Origin of the sequence: Peribacillus sp. FSL P2-0133, assembly GCF_037975445.1 — a bacterium.
Taxonomy (GTDB): Bacteria; Bacillota; Bacilli; order Bacillales; family DSM-1321; genus Peribacillus; species Peribacillus simplex_E.
This window is the reverse complement of the sequence record NZ_CP150254.1, coordinates 2,629,496-2,649,680: the sequence shown is the minus strand read 5'-3', so window position 1 is coordinate 2,649,680 and position 20,185 is coordinate 2,629,496. Positions and strand designations below refer to the sequence as shown.

Genomic DNA, 20,185 nt, shown 5'->3' with positions numbered 1-20,185 from the left:
ATCGTGATGGATGCTGTAGGTTTATTAGTCCAGAAACATGGGAGTTTCGATAAAGTGATTCAAACTTCCACTGGCTCTCCAAAGACGGGAAATGAGAGCATTTGAATTTACGTTTGCAGTCAATTTTAGAACTAACATAAAAACTATTATGATTTGCTCCCGTCCTGCAGCCTGGTTAGAAAATAAATCTGTCTCCTTTAAAGGGGAGTATTTTTAAGTTTAGTGTAACTTTTTCATCCTGAGCATAAGTAAGAATTTTTAGAAGCCTATATGCAACGTTTCTTCCATGGTGATGCCAGTTTTGACCTATTTTAGCTTAGTAATTTCTGCCAATATTTCATAGGAATGGAGGCGGGCCTTATGATCGTAAACCTGGGCGATTGCCATAATTTCATCGGCTTGACTTTCATCCAGAAGCTTTTCCAGCTTTTCTTTTACGATTTGAGGACTACCGACAATCGAAGTTCCTAATTGATTCTCAAGGGCAGCTATTTCATAGTCGCTCGCTATATCATTAATATTATCCACTGGCGGCTGCAATGGGACTTCCTTCCCGCGCATCAAATTCAAGAACTGCTGCTGCAATGTTGTAGCGAGCCGCTCAGCTTCTTGATCTGTATCGGCCGCAATGATGTTTAGCCCTACCATTGCATGCGGCTTGTCCAGTACTTTAGAAGGCTTAAACGAACGGCGGTACAGCTGGATAGCCGGCAGTGTGTTATGCGGCGAGAAATGGCTCGCAAATGCAAACGGCAGTCCAAGCTCTCCTGCCAGCTGGGCACTGTATCCGCTCGAACCTAACAGCCAAATAGGTATGTTTAATCCCTCACCCGGAATTGCTTTAACATGACTATATCCTTGTGCCAGGGAAGGGTCAAAGTAATTCCGGAGCTCAGCCAGCTGCTCAGGGAAATCTTCTCCTGAACTTCTCAAGTCACGTCTTAATGCACGTGCGGTAAGCTGATCAGTGCCTGGTGCTCGGCCCAAGCCAAGATCAATACGTCCTGGATATAATGATTCCAGAGTACCAAATTGCTCAGCAATAACAAGAGGTGCATGATTCGGCAGCATAATGCCACCTGAACCTACCCGGATTTTTGATGTACCTGCTGCAACATGGGAAATGACTACCGATGTTGCAGAGCTAGCGATAAATGGCATATTATGATGCTCAGCGAGCCAATATCGGTTATACCCCAGCTTTTCAGCGAGCCGGGCCAGCTCCAAAGTATTGCGAAAAGAATCAGCCGGCGTCCTTCCATCTGCAATTGGAGAGAGATCCAGGACCGAGAATGGAATATCCGTAATTTGTTTTGTATCATTTTTAGGCATATGATCATCTTCTTTCTTTAAAAATTTCGTTTCAAACCTATAAAAAAATTTACAGGTTGTATTCTTTGTCTTCTTTTACTGTTTAAATCTAAATCACATTAATTTAAAAGATTTAATATCTGCAGAAAATATATCCTTTATTAGACTAGACAATGTTTAATTTACTGCAGCCTGAGCCATAATTTCATCAGCGTCAGTCTTTTCTATTAACTCATGGAGCTGCTGCTTCACACCTGCAGGGTCCCCGATGATGGAAGTAAAAAGCTGTTCTTCAACCGCCCTGCGTTCATTATCGTTCCAAATCTCGTCCATGTTATCAACAGGTGGCAAAATGGGCGAAGGCTGTCCGCGAGTTAACAAAAGAAATTTTTGATACATCGAAGTGGCAAGCCTTTGTGCCTCCTGTTTCTCATCAGCAGCCACCACTTGAACGGCTAACAGTACATAAGGCTCCTCCAAAAATTGAGACGGACGAAAATAATCCCGGTACAGTTTTATGGCCTCCATCATGTTACCTAGAGCAAAATGTCCCGCGAAAGAGAATGGTAACCCAAGTATTCCAGCCAATTGTGCACTATAAAACCCTGAACCTAACAGCCAAATTGGCACATTTGTTTTTTCGCCGGGAATGGCGTGAAAGCTAAATAAACCATTCTTAGTGGCTGTTCCTGTACCATAAAGATATGCGATAAGCTCCTCAAGCCGGGCATCAAATTCAGGTTCACCAGCAACCCGCTGCCGCAATACATTTGCTGTATATTGGTCGGTGCCAGGTGCCCGCCCCAATCCAAGGTCGATTCGAGGGAAGAAGGATTCTAATGTTCCAAATTGCTCAGCCACGGAAAGAGGAGAATAATGAGAAAGCAGCATTGCGCCTGATCCAATACGAATTTCTTCCGTGACAAAGGCTACTCGTCCAATTACGATTGGGGATGCTGAACTCGCCATTCTCGCCCAATTATGATGTTCAGCAAGCCAAAACCGTTTATATCCCCACTGCTCTGTTTTCTTTGCTAGATTAAGCGTGTTTTGAAGGGAAAGTTCGGCTGATCCTCCCTCGACAATTGGGGAGGGAGATCTAGTACTGAAAGTTCTATTTTCTTTGTCATAATTCTTCCTCCTTTTATACAATTTAATTTGTACCTTTATGGGTTGGAAAGTAGGGTAAAACAAATTCTCCAAGTTCCTGGATTACTTCCTCTGGAGGGCGCTTGGAAAAATACAGAACAAACGCCAAATGGTTCACACCAATCGCTTGAAATCGATGAAGTAGATCAACTAAACGGTTTCTTCCCACGGAATAGCCTAAGGGTATAGGGACAGGCATTTCATCGGGACTTTCCAATAAATTGATGAACAAGCTTTGAGAGAAGGGTTTAAAATCTCCTGGAGCATGCACTTCAGTTAAAGCACGATAATCCTGGATAAGCTGCGCCTGTTGAATAATGCTTCTTGGGTATTGAAGCCACCCATCCCCATTCCTGGCTATCCAATTGATAGACTGATTGCTAAATCCAGTCACCATGGTCGGAATCGAAGATACAGGCTTTGGAATTAACCTCATATCTGTACCATCGATCAGCCCGGCGTGGCTGTGGATTGTCGGCTGATCCTCTTTTAACAGCCGGTCGAGAATTTCGAAATTTTCTTTAAATAACGGACCGCTTTCTTGCTTAGATATCCCTAAAGCTGTAAAGTCTTTTTCCCTGTCCCCTGATGCCACCCCCATAATCAATCGACCTGGAAACAATTGATCGATTGATGCAGCTTCCTTGGCTACCCTGACGGGGTGGCGCAAAGGAAGAACTACACTTCCTGTCACTAACGCAATGTGCTTCGTATAAGCAGCAAGATACGTCAAATAAATCCATAAATCGTATTTTTGGCCGTTATCATCAATATTCAAATTCTGTATCGTAATATCACGGAGCCATAATGAAGCAAAGCCATATTCCTCAATTTTACGGGCAAGCTCCAGCTGATTCTCCATAATCGGATTTTTAGACATTCTGGCAGTCGGGAGGATAAATCCGAGTGTCATTTTGTCTTTCTGGTACATGCTGTTATAGGCACGATGATTTTGAAAACTCACTCTTGGTCCTCCTTAAAAGGTTATATTTTTAAGCCTATATACTTTTCAAACTGTTTAATGGTTTCCTCATTGCGTCGATAATAAGTCCATTGTCCGATTCGTTTCATTTCTACCAGGTGAACGTCCGACACCTGCCTCTATTCTTACGGGAAAAAGTGATTGTAATTGAAATAGCTGGGTAGCCACCTTATATGCACTATACTGTGGAAGCAGGATTCCACCACTGCCAACCTTCAATTATGTTTTTCAAATTTGTTCATTTTAATTTTCTCCCTTTTCATCTCTTAGAATTTCAGTATATTATTAAGCAACGGATTGTATTGGATCAATAGGAAACAAAAGCGAATACTTCATCCTTATTCTTATGGACACCATTTCTAAATTCGCCTAAATCTCTTCCTTACTATAATTAATAAATCAGCTCCTTAAATAAAGCTGAAATCCTAGAAGCGTATATAGTAAATTAATATATCGCGAATTAACGATTTATTTTAATAAAAAAATATACACCCTAACATATTTACATATTCTGAAATATCGATATATAGTAATTAATTAAAGTGAATTGCTTCAAGCAATTCACTTTAATCCTCAAATCTCTTTCTCAATGTAATTGCTTATTTCCTTAATAACTTCTTCATTACGCTTATAGTATGTCCACTTCCCCTTACGCGTTGCTTCGAGTAGCCCAGCCCGATGTAACATAGTAAGATATTGAGAAACCGTTGATTGTGTTACATTTAACTTATGATGCAGCTGTGATACGCATACACCCTCTTTCTCAAAGCTAACCCCTTCAGAAATAGGGAGTGTAAAATAGTTTTCAGGCTCTTTTAACCACTTCAAAATCTGCAAACGTTTTTCATTAGACAATGCTTTAAAGATTTCTATGATATCCATATGTTTATAATATCATTAATTTCCGATATGTCAATTTGAATTTTCCCCTATAAGGATATCAATCGAAGTTAATACCTACTACCAAGCATGTTAGTTATCTAAATATAGTCAGAATACTATTTACGGACCCAATCAATCTGAACATAATTAGAGCCTCCTTATACAGTGTTTGTCATTGTCATCCGGATTATGCCAAAGCAGTCGTAGCAGTGAAAAATGCGGCAGATCAATATTCACTTTTTTGTTCAAATTTATTGATCTTCCACAATCGAGGCATTATCTACAGTATGGAAAAAAGCCCAATTTCTCAATTTAATGCTGAGAAATTGGGCTTTTTAATATTGGTATTTCCTTAACGTTGTAAATTCGCGTTTTGCTGGTGGTACCCCTGTAAGTACGCACTTTATAATTAAATAGTATCAGTAAAATTACATAGTGTAATAAAGTATACCAATTACTGGGTCTTTGTATAATATTCCTAGAAACGAAAAGGTTTTCCCCTCTGAGTAGACACTCCTTCATTAAGCTAACCGTACACCACCCTGGCTAGAGATTTGCACCCATGCCGGGTGCATGTGAAAAAGCCAAGGTCAGCGACTATACAAAAATCGCTAACCTTGGCTTTTAATAACTGATTATAAAATGTTGTGCTTTTCTCTACCTTAATTTGATACGTGACCATATCAAGGTAAAGAAAAAGGAGAAAACATCTTTGAATAAGGAAGAAGGGATAGTTTTTCTACTTGATATCCTCTTTTCTTTTTACTTGGTCCCCAACATTATTCTCCATATAATTTTTACCCCAATTATACATCGAATCAAGAATCGGCATCAGGCTTTCTCCTTGTTCTGTCAGAGAGTATTCCACTTTGGGAGGTACAATTGGATAGACTTCGCGATGAACAATAAGATCTTCTTCCAGCTCTCGAAGCTGGTTAACGAGCATTCTTTGAGTGATGCCCGGCATAAGAGCCTTCAGTTCACCAAAACGCTTGGTCCCCTGCTTGCCTAGGTGCCATAAAACAAGCATCTTCCATTTCCCCCCAATAACAGAAAGGGTCAATTCCTTCTCACAATTGAATGTTTTATTCTGTAGCCTTGTCATTCAAACCACCTCCAAATATAAATCCTAAATCACATAGTATACTTTTTAACACTATGTAAAATTAAAGTGCGTACTTACAAAAATATTATACTTAGTATACGATACATTGTACAGTCGATATGAATTTCTTGCTGTGCAATGATTGAGTGCCAGAGGGACATACTTACTGTGCAACAAACTAAAACATACTATTAGGAGTGAAGGATAAATGGAATTACAATTGGCACTGGATTTAGTAAACATTCAAGAAGGTATTGAATTGGTTAAACAAGTGGAGGAATATGTTGATATCGTAGAAATCGGTACACCTGTGGTTATTAATGAAGGGCTTAGGGCTGTTAAAGAAATGAAAGAAGCTTTCCCTTCTTTGAAAGTATTAGCCGACCTAAAAATTATGGATGCAGCCGGTTATGAAGTGATGAAAGCATCTGAAGCTGGCGCTGATATCATCACGATTCTTGGTGCAGCTGAAGATATGTCCATCAAAGGGGCTGTTGAAGAAGCTAGAAAACAAGGCAAAAAAATCCTTGTTGATATGATCGCTGTGAAAGATCTTGAAACTCGTGCTAAAGAAGTGGATGCATTTGGCGTCGACTACATCTGTGTGCACACTGGCTACGATCTTCAAGCTGTTGGAAAAAATTCTTTTGAGGACCTTCAAACCATTAAACGTGTTGTAAAAAATGCAAAAACTGCTGTAGCAGGCGGCATAAAATTAGATACACTTCCGGAAGTCATTAAAGCACAACCTGACCTTGTCATTGTTGGTGGAGGTATCACTGGACAAGCTGATATTAAAGGGACAGCTGCCCAAATACAAAAATTAGTAAAACAAGGCTAATATCCATCATGCAGACTTCTCAATATTTAGCTGAAATCATAAAAGAGCTAAATCGTTCAGTAGACTTAATAGCTAACGAAGAAGCTGAAAAACTGGTTAATGGGATTCTTGAATCAAAGAAAGTTTTTGTAGCCGGTGCAGGCAGATCAGGATTCATGGCCAAATCCTTCGCCATGCGGATGATGCATATGGGAATTGATTCTTATGTAATCGGTGAAACTGTAACTCCCAACTTTGAAAAAGAGGATATCTTAATCATCGGATCCGGATCCGGGGAAACGAAAAGCTTAGTCTCCTTGGCTGAAAAAGCAAAAAGCATTGGTGGTAAAATTGCAACTGTCACGATATTCCCTGATTCCACTATTGGACAGTTAGCAGATATCACCATTAAATTGCCTGGATCCCCGAAAGACCAATCAGAGGGCGATTATAAAACCATCCAACCAATGGGCTCACTATTTGAGCAGACCCTTTTACTTTTTTATGATGCCGTCATCTTGAGATTCATGGAGAAAAAGGGATTAGATACCAATAATATGTATGGCAGACATGCCAATCTTGAATAAAACATAGTCCTAAGAATGTAATAACCAAAAGACCGCAGACATACTAAAGAAACTTTGCGGTCTTTTGGTTAGTCTTTAAAACATTATTTTGTTATTATTAACAATTATTCTAAAATTTTTTAAAAAGGAATGATAGCATGATTTCATTAAAAGGAAAAACTGCTTTAATTACTGGGGCTGGCAGAGGAATCGGGCGTGCTACAGCGATTGCTTTAGCAAAAGAAGGAGTTCATTTAGGATTGATTGGATTAACGATGTCAAATCTTGAAAAGGTAACCGCGGAACTAGAGCAATATGATGTGAACGTTTCAGCAGCGACAGCAGATGTAGCCGATCTTGAAGCAGTTCATCAAGCTGTTGAACACATCAAATCAGACCTAGGTTCTATTGATATTTTAATCAACAATGCAGGTATAGCTAAATTTGGCGGTTTTCTTGATTTAACTCCTGAAGAATGGGAAAACATCATCCGAGTAAACTTGATGGGTGTATATAATGTAACAAGAGCCGTTTTACCTGATATGATTGAAAGAAAATCAGGAGATATTGTGAATATCTCCTCAACTGCGGGCCAAAAAGGAGCACCTGTTACAAGTGCTTACAGCGCTTCTAAATTTGCTGTTTTAGGACTAACGGAATCACTCATGCTAGAGGTAAGAAAGCATAATATCCGTGTAACGGCTTTAACACCAAGTACAGTTGCAACTGATTTGGCCATTGAAACCAATCTTATTAGTGGAAATCCTGAAAATGTTATGCAATCAGAGGATTTAGCAGAGCTGCTTGTAGCCGGGTTAAAGCTTCATCCAAGAGTCCTAGTAAAGACTTCAGGATTATGGTCAACTAATCCTTAATTTGAGAAGCGATCGTCTCTTCTTGTCTATATTGGTTAAGAAGTAGGCTTGTTGTAAAGTGTACCCTTTGCAAAGGAAATTTTAAAAAAAGGGATTAGGCAGCCTAAAGAAGATAATCTCTGTATTGTGGAGTGACCCCAGTCAAATAGACAGAAATAAAAAAGACCAATTAAGCAACCTGAGTTCTATATTGATATGGACTCAGGTTGTTTAATTTTTTCTGGAAGCGATGAGAGGTAACTAATCCATCCCACCTGATGCCATCGCTATGACACGGTGCATTACTTCGGAAGGAAAGGCTTAAGGATTCGACTTCACCTTAAGCCTTTTCTTGCCCTATTTTAAAAACCCATCGATATATATTTTTCTTCTAAATATTCATCAAGGCCTTGATGGCCGCCTTCCCTCCCCATGCCGCTTTCTTTCATGCCGCCAAATGGGGCTTGTGCAACGGTGGGAATGGCGTCGTTGTATCCGATGATGCCGAACTCCAGAGCTTCGGATACCCTGACTCCCCTGCTTATATTCTGTGTGTAAAAATAAGCGGCCAGCCCGTACTCTGTATTGTTGGCAAGCTCGATCACCTCTTCTTCTGTATCAAACGGGATGATTGGTGCGACCGGTCCAAATGTTTCCTGGTATGTGATGAGCATATCCTTGTTCACTCCACCCAGAACGGTCGGTTCATAGAATAATCCATCAGTCAATTCCCCTTCAACTCTTTGTCCGCCACAAAGAAGGCTGGCACCTTTATCCAAGGCATCTTGTACATGTTCCTCTACCTTTTCCAGGCCATCACTGCTGACAAGAGGCCCGACTTCAACGGTTGGATCGATGCTATTTCCGACTTTTAGAGCTTGTACCTTTTCAACAAAAAGTGCAGAGAATTTATTGATGACAGAACGGTGGACGTAAATTCGATTTGCGCATACGCACGTTTGTCCGGTGTTCCTGAACTTGCTTGCAACGGCACCAGCTGCTGCGGCTTCCAAATCAGCATCCTCAAAGACGATAAACGGCGCGTGTCCCCCAAGCTCAAGGGAAAGTCTCTTGAGCTGCGGGGCTGACTTGGTAACCAGCAATTTGCCTACTTCAGTAGATCCTGTAAAAGAAATTTTCCTTACTACCGGATTTTCAAAAATTTCATCCGAAATAGGTCCGGCACTCCCTGTTACGATACTGACCACTCCAGCAGGCACTCCCGCCATTTCCACCAATTTACCAAACGCTAACGCACTAATAGGAGATTGTTTTGCAGGCTTGACAATGACTGTACATCCAGCGGCCATGGCAGGTCCTACTTTCCGCGTCATCATGGCCAACGGGAAATTCCAAGGGGTAATGGAAGCGACCACTCCAATCGGCTGGCGAATCACCGATAGCCTTTTATTTGCAGCAGAAGCAGGGATCGTTTCCCCATAAATCCGGCGTCCTTCTTCAGCAAACCATTCCAGGTAGCTTGCAGCAAAATCCACTTCACCCCGGGCTTCCGTTAAGGGCTTGCCCATTTCCATACTCATGATTTCTGCTAATTCATCTTTATATTCATGCATAAGGTCATGCAATATTTTTAGATATTTACTGCGTTCCTGTGCCGTCAGTTTTGACCAGGTTTTAAACGCTTCCTCAGCAGCTGCAATGGCCGCATGCGTTTCTTGGCGTCCTCCATTTGGAATCCTTGCCACCACTTTCCCTGTTGATGGATTTGTTACTGGTAAAGTTTCTCCGTTAAGTGCTGCAGTCCATTCACCGTTCACATACATTTTCAGTTCAGATAAATTGACTAATCCACTAGTTTTCAGCATGAATATGTCTCCTTTTTTCGTTGAATTTGCAAAGCGCTTCATTATATACACAAAAAGATTAGAGTCCTGAAACTTTAGTTCCCCCGTCAATGTCCGTGTTAATGGAAATCCTTTCATTTTTAAGAACGAAGGTATACCCCACAGCAGCAATAAGGCAAATGACTACAGGTATGATCAGGGCTATATTGAAATTATTGAACTTCGTTATTAAGATCCCTGTTGCGACTGGAGCTATCCAGCCAGCGAGGTTCCCTACGAAGTTTTGCAGCCCTGCAAGCTTTCCTTCCGCACCCTTTGGAGCAACATCCGAAACAGTGGCCCAGAGAATGCCCGCAGCCAATCCTTCACCGCCGATTGCTATTGAGATATACGTAAGTGCCATTATGGCGCTGTCTGTATAGATAGTCGGTATAATGGCTAATGGAAAAAGCATGCCGATGGTTAAAACAGTCTTTCTTGCTTTGATGGAATTCCAGCCTCTTTTAATTAAGAAATCCGACAACACCCCTCCTAGAATATTCCCCAGAAAGGACATGATCCAAGGCAGCATCGTGAAAAATCCGGCTTTTAAAAGAGTCATTTGCCTTTCGATTACAAGATAAGTGGGAAGCCAGGTCATCATTAAATAAGTAAGATAGTTATGGGCAAACAAGCCATATAACATAGGGTAAACACTTCTGAATTTGAAGAATTTAAATGGTGAGATGTTTAGTGTCTTTGCTTTTTCGGTTTGAGTTTGCTCCTCTTTGATATAGGCTACTTCGGCCTCGTTTGCAATCTTACTTTGCTCTGGATGGTTTTTGAAAAAGAATAACCAGAATGCCAGCCATACAAAACCGGTGGATCCAATTACCACAAAGGATGCTTGCCATCCCCAAGTCTGTATGATCCATGCTAAAATGGGTGTCGTTATGCCAATCCCGATAGCTGTACCAGAATTAAAAATCCCGTTTGCAATGCCCCGTTCATGTGACGGCAGCCAGTCTGAAATAACGCGCGTATTGGTTGGAAACGCTGGAGCCTCTCCGATTCCCATTAAAACGCGGATACCGATCAGTCCGCCAAGCGAACGTCCCATTCCAGTAAACACCGTACAGAGCGACCACCAAACGATGGCAATCGAATACGTTAAGCGTGCCCCCAATTTATCAACGATTACCCCGACCGGGATCTGCATTAAGGCATACGACCAAAAGAACGCTGACCCCAATATCCCGAATTCGACTGCCGAAAGCGAAAGATCCTTCATCATCGAGGGTCCTGCAATGCCAAGAATTGCCCTATCCATATAATTGATTGTTGTTGCGACGAAAAGGAGTACCACTACAAGCCATCTTCCATTGGTCTTTTTCATACGTCACCTCATTAGATAATTATATTCAGGTAGAAAAATGCTGCGGGAAATCCATATGTCCGAAAAAAGTTAAAAAGGGGAAACTGATTCGAAATCCCCTGAAATTCCAGGTGATTTTCAAATTGAATGGTTTTTATACATTCACGATGGCCGTTTCTGAATTTTTTGCACTGCTTGCATTTCGATTACCATTATTAAAACCTTCAAAGTCCCCCTCATAAGCCTTCTCTATAATCAGTTGGATATCCGATGCCTTCGTCAGCCTTGGATTAACGACCACGTTACCGCTTCGCATGGAATCTTCCACTAATTTCGGCAAAACATCCAATGAGACTCCAAGCTCTTTAATATTAAGAGGAATATTCATGCTCCGATTCATTTCGATGATGGTTTCGATTGCTTGCTCGGCTGCTTGCGCATTGGATAAACCGCTTACATCCCTTCCTAAAGCTATTGCAATTTCTCTATACTGATTCTCACATGCCGGCAGGTTGAATCTCATGACGAATGGCAATAGTGCTGCATTTGCGATGCCATGCGGGATATTAAAGACTCCTCCAAATGTATGGGAAATGGCGTGTACATTACCCAGGCGGGATTGTGAAAAGGCTGCACCAGCTAACAGGGAGGCTACAAGCATGTTTTCCCTGCTTTCCATGTCCGTTCCCACAAAGTACGATCGTGTTAAATTTTCACTGATCATCTTAATGGCCTGTATCGCGAAAGCCTTGCTGACAGGGTTGGCAGATTTGGAGGTGTAAGATTCAATTGCATGAGTCAGAGCATCCATACCAGTAGCTGCAGTAATCTCTTGAGGCAAATTTAATGTAAGGGCAGGATCCAATATAGCTAGCTTTGGAAACAGAAGAGAACTAAGTACACCTAGTTTAAAAGAGGTGTCCTTATTCGTTACCACTGTCGAATTAGTAGCTTCACTGCCAGTTCCAGCCGTAGTCGGGATTGCTATGATCGGGAGCGGAGGATTGGATATCTTACCAACTCCTTCATAATCCAGGATATGGCCGGGATTAGTAGCCATTGCCGCGATGCCCTTGGCTGTGTCAATGCTGCTTCCTCCGCCAACAGCCAGAACCGCCTCCATCTTTTGTTGCTTAAGATACACTGTCCCCTGTTGGATTGTTTGAGCTGATGGATTAGGCTCTACCTCATCGTAAATCTCAAAATAAAGGTTTGCCAAAGCAAGGGATTTTTCAATGCCTTGTAAGAGACCGGCTCCTCTAACCCCTTTATCTGTTACGATTAGCACACTCGATACACCTAAATCCTTAATGAATTCCCCTGTTTTTCCAGATATTCCGTTACCGCACTCCACCCGTGTCGGCATACTATATGTAAAAGGCAAAAGAGACATTTTCATCTTCCTCTCCATTTATATTCTATTAGTTAGTGAAACCCTTTCCTCCGCAGTCTGCAGATCCATCATGAATGATGCTTAACCTTCCAGGGACACCATTCCTTCAAGCCATCTATAAAGCTTTTCTAAGTAATTCTTCTAAACTGTGCTGGGTTGGCACTCTTGGGTTATTCCGAATCAGGCGATCGATTTGGAGGGTCTTCTCAGCAATTTCGGGAATATCCTCTTCTTTGATCCCAATCTTCGTCAGCTTTGTAGGCAGTCCAATTTCCCCAAGCAAGGTAAGCACAGCTTTTGAAGCAGCCAAAGCGGCTTCCTTATCGGAGAGGCCATCCGAGTTCACATTGAATGCATGGGAAATCCTCACCATTTTTTCTGTTTCTACAGTTGCATTATATTCCATGACATATGGAAGCAAGAGTCCGGTCACCTCTCCATGAGGTGACTTCACAAGTCCTCCGATTGGGTAAGCCAATGCATGGGCTGCTGCTGTACCTGCATTTGAAAAGGACATTCCTGCAAGCAGGCTGCCCATTAGCATATTGGAACGGGCCTCGAGATTGCTCCCTTGCTGCACCGCAAGCGGCAGGTTTTTTGCAATCAATTCAATGGCTCTGAAGGCGAGTGCATCGCTTATGGGGATTGAACCTTGGAATAAAATGCTACCTTCTGCCTGGATATATGCAGAAGGTTTGGCTGTGTACGCCTCTATCGCATGTGACAAAGCATCAATTCCGGAACAAGCTGTAACATAAGCGGGAAGTCCTAACGTTAATTCTGGATCAAGTAGAGCAACGGTTGGTCTTAGGTAATTATCCGAGATACCAACTTTCAGGTTATTTTCCACATCGGTCAACACCGCTACAGATGTCACTTCTGAACCGGTTCCAGCAGTCGTCGGAATCGCTACAAGAGGGGCGATGGGTCCAGGAACCTGGTTTTCTCCGCCATAATAGTCCAGGGGATGTCCGCCATGGGCGACCAACAAAGCGACAATCTTCGCCATATCAATGCTGCTTCCTCCGCCAAGGCCAATTACTGCATCAATATCCATTTGAGATTTAGCAAACTTATAACAATCCATCGCCGAATCTACCGGAGGCTCCGGTACGACCTGGTCATAGATAACTGTTTCGTAATTTGCATGTTCCAACAACGATGAAATTCTGTCTACGATTCCTGCATTTTTGATCCCTGGGTCAGTAACGAGTAAGATGTTTTTCGCCTTTAATCTTTGAAGGATCACATCCAATTGCCCGATTGCCCCGTTTCCAAATACGATTCTTTCGGTAGAATAAAAATCCCATGTATTTCTCATATTCCTTACCTCCAAAGTCTAAAGATTGATGACGACAAGTTTTTCGTCTGTCATTTCTTGCATGGCATAATGCGGTCCCTCTTTGCCAATTCCGCTGTCCTTCACACCGCCATACGGCATAATGTCAGCACGGTATGTAGAAACATCATTGATGATTACACCGCCAAAATGGAGTTCCTGTGTTGCCCGCATGGCTAAAGTGATATCGGATGTAAATAAACCAACTTGTAAGCCGAACTTCGTATCATTGGCCTGACGGAAAGCCTCCTCGATGCTATCGAAAGGAATGATGCTAATCACCGGCGCGAACACTTCCTGGCAGACTACCTTCATTTCCGGTTTCACATCTATTAATATAGTAGGTTCTAGAATCGAATCCCGCCTTTTCCCTCCATATACCACTTTTGCCCCAAGACGCCTGGCTTCCTGGATCCATTCTTCCGCACGCCTTGCTTCTTTCTCGGAAATCATAGGGCCAATGTCCGTGGAAGAATCTTCCGGATTACCGACCTTCAAGCCCTGTGCCACCTTGACTGCCTTCTCCACAAACGTATCGCAAATATTTCTATGAACGTAGATTCGCTGTACTGAGATGCAAGCTTGCCCTGCATTCACATACCCTCGTGTGACACAGAGCTCAACTGCTCTGTCTAAATCATGGACATCCTTGTGAATGATGTTTGGGGAGTTATTCCCTAATTCCAAAGTAACCTTACGAATTCCCGTACTGCTCTTAATATGCCGACCTACACCGGGACTCCCTGTAAAAGTGAACATCGCAATTCGTTCATCCTCCAAAAGGTATTGACCTGTTTCCTGCCCAAACCCGTTAACCACATTCAGAAAACCTGCAGGCAATCCAGCTTCAGAAAAAATTTCTGCGATCTTGCATGCAATGAGTGGCGTCATTTCAGCTGGCTTCAACACGATTGCATTTCCCGCTGCCAACGCAGGAGCTACCTTGTGTATGGTGAGATTGAATGGGAAATTAAACGGGGTGATCGCACCGATAACTCCAACAGGAACCCTGATGGTGAAAGCCATCTTTTTGTCGTTTCCAGACTGGCCCAAAGGAACGCCTGTACCGGCAATCCTTTTTGCTTCTTCCGCTGAAGCTATCATCGTTTGGATTCCTCTATCGATTTCCCCTCTGGCATCCTTCAATACTTTACCGACCTCCTGAACCAGAATCATCGCCAGCTCTTCTTTTCTCTCTTTAGCGATATCCGCTGCACGCATTAGAATCTCGTAGCGTTGATTGGAATCTAGCTTTCTCGTATTAAAGGTTTCCAAGGCATTGGTCACCGCTTCAGAAACAATTTTCCGGGATGCCCTGCCGATCTGGGCAATTTCTTCTTTGTTATATTTGTTAATAACAGCGATTGTATGTTGATCGGATATCCATTGCCCATTTATGAAATGGCCATAAAATGTGTTTTTTCTGCTCAGCGTTGTGCTCATTGAAGATTCCTCCTTTGAAAAATAAAGATCACTTTTTTTAACTTCACAGTTATTTCTTCTAAATAGATTCAATAAATTTCAATCAAGAAAACTGCAAGCATAAAGCGCTTCCATTTTAAACTTAAGATATTGCCTGCCCATCAATACTCTTTAGTAACTGATTATTGTTGTTTATATAATCCTGCTCAAAAATAGTATGTAATCATTTCCAAAAATATATCATATAATATACGATTATGTAAATATTTAAAATTAAAAAGATTCAGTTTTTTTATAAAAACCTTACTTATAAAGGATTTATGACTTTAAATAATATCTACAGATTAATTAATTCATATTAATTCGAATGATTTTATATATAATTCTCACAAAACTTACCGAATATAATATATAATTATCAGTAATGAGTATATATTTTTGTAGCTATCCAGCAAACTATGGAGTCCCCTTATAAAATCTCTATTCTTGATATCAATATGGTTTCGCCTTATCTTATTGATAGGGCAACAAGCAGAAAGCTACTTCAGTAATAATTTAAGTTGTTACATCTATATGAAATAACACTCGTTCTAATAGAAATTTTTTTAAGTTAGGGGCATTTCGATGATAAAGGAAAAAGAACGCGGAGAGACAACGGAATATGTCTACAATTTATTAAAAGAAAAGATTTTTGAATGGGATTTATCGCCGGGACAAAAAATCAATATCAGCCACTTAACCCGGGAAATCAACATTAGCGCCATACCTCTCAGAGAAGCATTATCTCGTCTGAACTCTGAGAACTTAGTCATCTTAGAACCAAATAAGGGGTATCGGGTCAGTGACATATTAGATACTGAAAATATGGCGAAAATGTTAGAGGCCCGGATATTACTGGAGACGCATGCGGTCCGGAATATTATCCGCTTAAATAATGTAAGCGTGACGGAAGAAATGGCCGCGCTTACAGATGAAATGTTTTCCACAAACACAGGTGCTTCCAACAAAAAAATACTAGATTTTACTCATTTAGATCAACAATTTCATCATGCCATCATGAACGCTGGAGGAAACCCGTTTTTATTTGAAGCATATAAAGGCATGCACTGTCATCTTCATATAGGACGGTTTTATCACGTCAAAGGTGAGATCGACCAAAAGGACGCACCATCGGAACATATGGAAATCATTGAGGCCATCCGGACAAGGGATGTATACAGAGCCGAGATTGCGATCTCCAGCCACATACAGGATTCCATAGATCGTTTATTGGAGAGGACAAAAAGATAATACTTGGAAGCTATTGAGGATAATCTTCTTCGGATATCAGTCATCGTAATCGCTTTGATCAAATTTCCGGAATATGCAAGTGGATTTAAACAGACATTCCCATCTCAAATGCATTAAAGAAAGTGACAGAAAAACATGTGAAAGATTTATGCACCAAGAAGAAAACAAGTGTGATCATAGGGATGAAGCCAAAGGCAAAAGAAAAGAAGCCTTTTGATGCTTCTCTTGTTTTGAAAGATGATGGATCGATTGGATTTGAATTTGCAAAAAAACATTTGCTAAATCAAAATAACAAACTAAAATCCCTATCACAATTGATAGGGATTTTACTATGAAAGAGTATATGCCGAATGATTCGCTGAATGAATCCACTTACTGCTATAACCTTTCTGATTTTGTTCTCCAAAGAAAAGAAAAAGTATATGTGATAAATCCAAACGAAAAAAGTAAAAAATAACAAAAACCCTATAACTAATTTGCCCCTTATAGTTTTTGTAGGTCGTGGGTTTTCCTTAATGAAAAAAAGATAGCTTAGAGCACAAAAAAAAACGATTTTCCCTTAACGTGGGCAAAATCGTCTTTTCTTGTGCTTAATTTGTAAGGTAAATGTAGCTCTCAAGACAGGGGTGTTCACTTTTCTAAAATCTCCTTCTATGCGTATTTCATCCAGAAGTAAAAATTACACCAAAAAGTTAAAAAAGGGTTTGATACCTTCCCTTCTTACTCATAGTCCATATCTATAGTTGTAAAATCTATTTTTCCAAATGAAAACAACCATCATTATGGCTTAAGGACCACTTTAATACATCCATCTGTCCTTGTATCAAATACTTCATACCCATGCTTTGCTTGGTCAATTGGAAGTACATGGGTTACAACATCGCCAGGATCTACTTTTCCTTCTGATATTAGTTTATAAAGGTAGGGCATATAAGGAATAACAGGAGCCTGTCCGGTTTTAATATCCACGTTTCTTTGGAAAATATCTCCTAGGGGGAATCCATTATAACGACCGCCATATACGCCTGTTATTTGTATGGTTCCCGCCTTACGCACTGCTTGGGACGCAATTACAATCCCTCCCATGGCTCCCCCATGTAATTTAAGACCCGATGCAAGATATTCCATCGGAGTCATTTTGCCACTCATCCCGGAACAGTCAATAACGATATCTGCACCACCTTTAGTGATTTCTTTAAGGTATTCGCCAGTGTTTTCATATTGTGCAAAATTTACGGTTTCGACTTTATTCGTCCTTTTTGCATGCTCTAAACGATAATCGAGATGGTCGACAGCAATCACTCTTTTCGCCCCTTTAAACCAAGCGAATTTTTGAGTAAGTAGACCTACAGGACCACAGCCTAAAACGATAACCGTATCGCCAGATTTGACACCTGCGTGATCTACACTCCAGAATGCTGTGGATGCTGCATCAGCGAGCAACACCAATTTTTCATCTTCTACCTCGCAGTCTTCTGGGATTTTGAAAGGGGTAAAGTTTCCATAAGGAACACGCATATATTCAGCTTGCCCGCCGGCATACCCACCAGTTGTTTCTGAGTATCCAAAAAAACCACCCATTTCCCCATGAGGATTTGAATTATCGCACTGACTTGTAAGGTCGTGGTCGCAATACCAGCAGCTCCCGCAGCTAACGTTAAAGGGGATAATGACCCGGTCTCCCTTCTTTAACTTAGTTACCCCTGGTCCAACTTCCTCAACAACCCCCATCGGCTCATGACCAATCACATAATCTGTAGGCATATTGGGAATTAATTGATGAATTAAGTGCAAATCGGAGCCGCAAATCGCCGAAGTAGTGACCTTTACAATAATATCATCTGAATTTTTGATGTTAGGGTCTTTAACTTCTTTAACCTGTACATTTTTATTGCCCTGGTAAGTTACGGCTTTCATGATGCTTTTCCTCCTTTATTTATTCGGCGTTGCGAACATGCCGAGTCTGTCAGTATCATTCGGGAAAAGATTCATTCCAGCGATACTAACCGCCATATCGGCTGATTTCAAATCTAATTCCACCTGTTTACCTACATCGTTCGGATAAAGCCAGCCCTTCCTGATCATTAAATCGGATAACTCACCATGTAAGTCAATAGATTGCTCCATTTGCTGGTACAATGCTTTTCTCAATGCGGGATTCGCTGTTTCAGATAATGCAATACCATAAGTATGAATCCCACTTTTGATAGAGAGTAGAAAATCTAGCGCGAAAGAGGAATCAGCCATTTCCGGCATATGTTCAGCGCCTTGAGGATCTAAAAAATCCATTTCCATTTAAATTTCACCTCATTTTTCATAGTTTGTTCGGGCTTCTGTATAAAAACCCTTTAGCTCGTTTATAGCAGCTATAGATTGTTGTACGTCTTTTTCCATTAATGCTTTTAAGTCATTGTCAAAGCAAATACCTTGCATTAATTTTGATCTCATTAAACCTATTGTTTTTAAATTTAAAATTTCATGCGTTTCCATGGTTTCATGAAATGCCAAGCTTTCATTTTCCATACGTTCACCTCCCTAATCTATATATAACAAAAATACCTTTCCCAGTTCATCTGTTTGTTATACGGATTATTGACAGATAGGTAGTTTATTTCCCAAAATACACGTTACCTTTGCAAATGATGATGTATAAAAACTATTGTATTACGAAAGATATGTAAGTAAATTTTCAAAGAAATGGAGTGAAAAATCATGACTAAAAATTTAGGACTGCATGAGACTTTAGAGGCGCACGAAATTTTAACTTTCAAGAGTCTTTGTCTAACAAAGTCCTCTACAATGAGCAGTTTAGTGCAGGATACAGAACTACAAAATATTCTATTAAAAGACATGAGTACTGGAACACAAGATATTCAAAAACTGCAGGAAATTCTGACGAATCGAGGGGAACAGTAATGACAAATTTTTTGCAAAATATGGCGGGTATGGGTGGCATGACTGATCAGGTGATTGCAACGGACTTCTTAATATCCGCAAAATCAGGAATTAGAAATATTGCATTTGCCATTACAGAAACAAAAACACCTGAATTGAAAGCAGCCTTAAGAGAACAGCTTCGTGTCGCTGTAGAAAGACACGGAGAGATAAGTAACTATATGATTTCAAAAGGTTACTATCATCCACATGATTTAAGTGAACAATTACAAGTTGATATAAATACAGCAAATACAGCCCTAAACCTTCCTCAACAATAAAGTCAACTCATGGATGTGAAAACAGACAGATTACACAGAGGTACGGGCAAATGGAAAAAAGCAATGAATTTCTCGAACTTGAGATGCATTGCTTTTTTAGGAGTATATTATAGAAAGTCCTTAGCAAAACAGGGGGATAATGGTAATGTAGATGATCCAATCTATAAGCTGTTGTGTTTTAACTAATTTTACTTCTTTCTTAATAGGGTTAAATCGATTTCTTCATGCCAAACTCTCTGCATTTACGAATATATTTAACCGAACTTTCAAACTAAGCTTTACCGAAATTGTCATAGCGACGACTAACGTCAGGATAATCTTCGTGGTCATAAATAATTACCTTCTGGATTTTCTATAGACAAAGTAAAATCACCTTCACTATTTTATTTGATTATATAAGACAGCAATGCGGAGCAAGCCTGCCTTTGTATAATTTCTAAACTTTACCTTGCACTTAATCTTCGAATCTAAATAAATAATTTTCATTTTCTTGTTTTCATCTACAATTAAATCTGATACTGACTATAGAATATTTTTTCCTCGCTGCAGGAGTGACAAACTCTATTATGCCAGCTGGCTTTATTCGGTTATTTCTTCAATCCCTAGAAGCAAACCAAATTCATCTTTTCACAATCCAGTTATTACTGCATCGGTATATTGATAATAGATAACCTTGAGCCCTGCAATCGTTTACCAAT

20 protein-coding genes and 1 pseudogene are annotated in these 20,185 nt (G+C 40.6%); 7 read left to right on the top strand and 14 right to left on the bottom strand.

Going from position 1 to position 20,185, the window contains the following annotated elements:
* Positions 1-306: 306 nt before the first annotated feature.
* From MKY17_RS12670 to MKY17_RS12645, 6 genes and pseudogenes are all read right to left on the bottom strand, one after another.
* On the bottom strand, positions 307-1,332 hold the full coding sequence (locus MKY17_RS12670) for an LLM class flavin-dependent oxidoreductase (protein WP_098371996.1): 1,026 nt from the start codon (positions 1,330-1,332) through the stop codon (positions 307-309).
* A gap of 156 nt (positions 1,333-1,488) precedes the next feature.
* On the bottom strand, positions 1,489-2,463 hold the full coding sequence (locus MKY17_RS12665; RefSeq protein WP_339202037.1) for an LLM class flavin-dependent oxidoreductase: 975 nt from the start codon (positions 2,461-2,463) through the stop codon (positions 1,489-1,491).
* 1 nt (position 2,464) lies between these two features.
* Complete coding sequence (locus MKY17_RS12660) at positions 2,465-3,424, bottom strand: TIGR03571 family LLM class oxidoreductase (protein ID WP_339202034.1); 960 nt, start codon at positions 3,422-3,424, stop codon at positions 2,465-2,467.
* Between the two features lie 111 nt (positions 3,425-3,535).
* Positions 3,536-3,667 (bottom strand): annotated as a pseudogene (locus tag MKY17_RS12655) (LLM class flavin-dependent oxidoreductase); the annotation flags it as partial.
* Between the two features lie 348 nt (positions 3,668-4,015).
* The gene (locus MKY17_RS12650) at positions 4,016-4,324 is read right to left on the bottom strand and encodes a metalloregulator ArsR/SmtB family transcription factor (protein ID WP_056519758.1); all 309 of its coding nucleotides are present in this window, start codon (positions 4,322-4,324) and stop codon (positions 4,016-4,018) included.
* A 739-nt stretch (positions 4,325-5,063) separates the two neighbouring features.
* Positions 5,064-5,429 carry a winged helix-turn-helix transcriptional regulator gene (locus MKY17_RS12645; protein ID WP_095394856.1) on the bottom strand — a complete coding sequence of 122 codons (366 nt, stop codon included), beginning with the start codon at positions 5,427-5,429 and terminating at the stop codon, positions 5,064-5,066.
* Positions 5,430-5,637: 208 nt separating this feature from the next.
* On the opposite strand from MKY17_RS12645, the gene hxlA reads away from it, so the two are divergent.
* From hxlA to MKY17_RS12630, 3 genes are all read left to right on the top strand, one after another.
* Positions 5,638-6,270 (top strand): 3-hexulose-6-phosphate synthase, encoded by a 633-nt coding sequence (gene hxlA / locus MKY17_RS12640; protein WP_098371994.1) that lies wholly within the window; start codon positions 5,638-5,640, stop codon positions 6,268-6,270.
* Positions 6,271-6,278: 8 nt separating this feature from the next.
* Positions 6,279-6,836: a 6-phospho-3-hexuloisomerase gene (gene hxlB, locus MKY17_RS12635; protein WP_339202030.1), complete on the top strand. Its 558-nt coding sequence runs from the start codon at positions 6,279-6,281 to the stop codon at positions 6,834-6,836.
* 137 nt (positions 6,837-6,973) lie between these two features.
* Positions 6,974-7,690: a 3-ketoacyl-ACP reductase gene (locus tag MKY17_RS12630; protein WP_063593819.1), complete on the top strand. Its 717-nt coding sequence runs from the start codon at positions 6,974-6,976 to the stop codon at positions 7,688-7,690.
* A gap of 341 nt (positions 7,691-8,031) precedes the next feature.
* Here the strand turns inward: MKY17_RS12630 and MKY17_RS12625 are convergent, their stop codons facing one another.
* The 5 genes from MKY17_RS12625 to MKY17_RS12605 form a co-directional block, all read right to left on the bottom strand.
* Positions 8,032-9,495: an NAD-dependent succinate-semialdehyde dehydrogenase gene (locus MKY17_RS12625; protein WP_098371992.1), complete on the bottom strand. Its 1,464-nt coding sequence runs from the start codon at positions 9,493-9,495 to the stop codon at positions 8,032-8,034.
* 58 nt (positions 9,496-9,553) lie between these two features.
* The gene (locus tag MKY17_RS12620) at positions 9,554-10,849 is read right to left on the bottom strand and encodes an MFS transporter (RefSeq protein WP_098371991.1); all 1,296 of its coding nucleotides are present in this window, start codon (positions 10,847-10,849) and stop codon (positions 9,554-9,556) included.
* Positions 10,850-10,982: 133 nt separating this feature from the next.
* The gene (locus MKY17_RS12615; protein ID WP_286177088.1) at positions 10,983-12,227 is read right to left on the bottom strand and encodes an iron-containing alcohol dehydrogenase; all 1,245 of its coding nucleotides are present in this window, start codon (positions 12,225-12,227) and stop codon (positions 10,983-10,985) included.
* 109 nt (positions 12,228-12,336) lie between these two features.
* The gene (locus MKY17_RS12610; protein WP_339202027.1) at positions 12,337-13,542 is read right to left on the bottom strand and encodes a hydroxyacid-oxoacid transhydrogenase; all 1,206 of its coding nucleotides are present in this window, start codon (positions 13,540-13,542) and stop codon (positions 12,337-12,339) included.
* A gap of 18 nt (positions 13,543-13,560) precedes the next feature.
* Complete coding sequence (locus MKY17_RS12605) at positions 13,561-15,003, bottom strand: aldehyde dehydrogenase family protein (RefSeq protein WP_098371988.1); 1,443 nt, start codon at positions 15,001-15,003, stop codon at positions 13,561-13,563.
* Positions 15,004-15,606: 603 nt separating this feature from the next.
* Between MKY17_RS12605 and MKY17_RS12600 the strand changes: the two genes are divergently transcribed.
* Positions 15,607-16,272, top strand: coding sequence for a GntR family transcriptional regulator (locus tag MKY17_RS12600; RefSeq protein ID WP_057215460.1), 666 nt, complete (start codon positions 15,607-15,609; stop codon positions 16,270-16,272).
* Between the two features lie 122 nt (positions 16,273-16,394).
* Positions 16,395-16,607, top strand: coding sequence for a topoisomerase C-terminal repeat-containing protein (locus tag MKY17_RS12595; protein WP_162258151.1), 213 nt, complete (start codon positions 16,395-16,397; stop codon positions 16,605-16,607).
* Positions 16,608-17,052: 445 nt separating this feature from the next.
* Here the strand turns inward: MKY17_RS12595 and MKY17_RS12590 are convergent, their stop codons facing one another.
* Genes MKY17_RS12590 through MKY17_RS12580 form a run of 3 tightly spaced genes read right to left on the bottom strand, consistent with a single transcriptional unit; the run spans position 17,053 to position 18,795 of the window.
* A complete protein-coding gene (locus MKY17_RS12590; RefSeq protein ID WP_056519699.1) occupies positions 17,053-18,189 on the bottom strand; it encodes a zinc-dependent alcohol dehydrogenase in 1,137 nt (378 codons plus the stop codon).
* 15 nt (positions 18,190-18,204) lie between these two features.
* Positions 18,205-18,567 carry a spore coat protein gene (locus MKY17_RS12585; RefSeq protein ID WP_048682441.1) on the bottom strand — a complete coding sequence of 121 codons (363 nt, stop codon included), beginning with the start codon at positions 18,565-18,567 and terminating at the stop codon, positions 18,205-18,207.
* A 12-nt stretch (positions 18,568-18,579) separates the two neighbouring features.
* Entirely contained in the window at positions 18,580-18,795 is a 216-nt protein-coding gene (locus MKY17_RS12580; protein WP_061463532.1) for a hypothetical protein, read from the bottom strand.
* A 189-nt stretch (positions 18,796-18,984) separates the two neighbouring features.
* Here MKY17_RS12580 and MKY17_RS12575 point away from each other — a divergent pair, with 189 nt between their 5' ends.
* Positions 18,985-19,188 carry a hypothetical protein gene (locus tag MKY17_RS12575; protein WP_098371985.1) on the top strand — a complete coding sequence of 68 codons (204 nt, stop codon included), beginning with the start codon at positions 18,985-18,987 and terminating at the stop codon, positions 19,186-19,188.
* Entirely contained in the window at positions 19,188-19,487 is a 300-nt protein-coding gene (locus MKY17_RS12570) for a spore coat protein (protein WP_144553643.1), read from the top strand. The genes MKY17_RS12575 and MKY17_RS12570 overlap by 1 nt, the downstream gene beginning before the upstream one ends.
* The last annotated feature ends 698 nt before the right edge of the window (positions 19,488-20,185 follow it).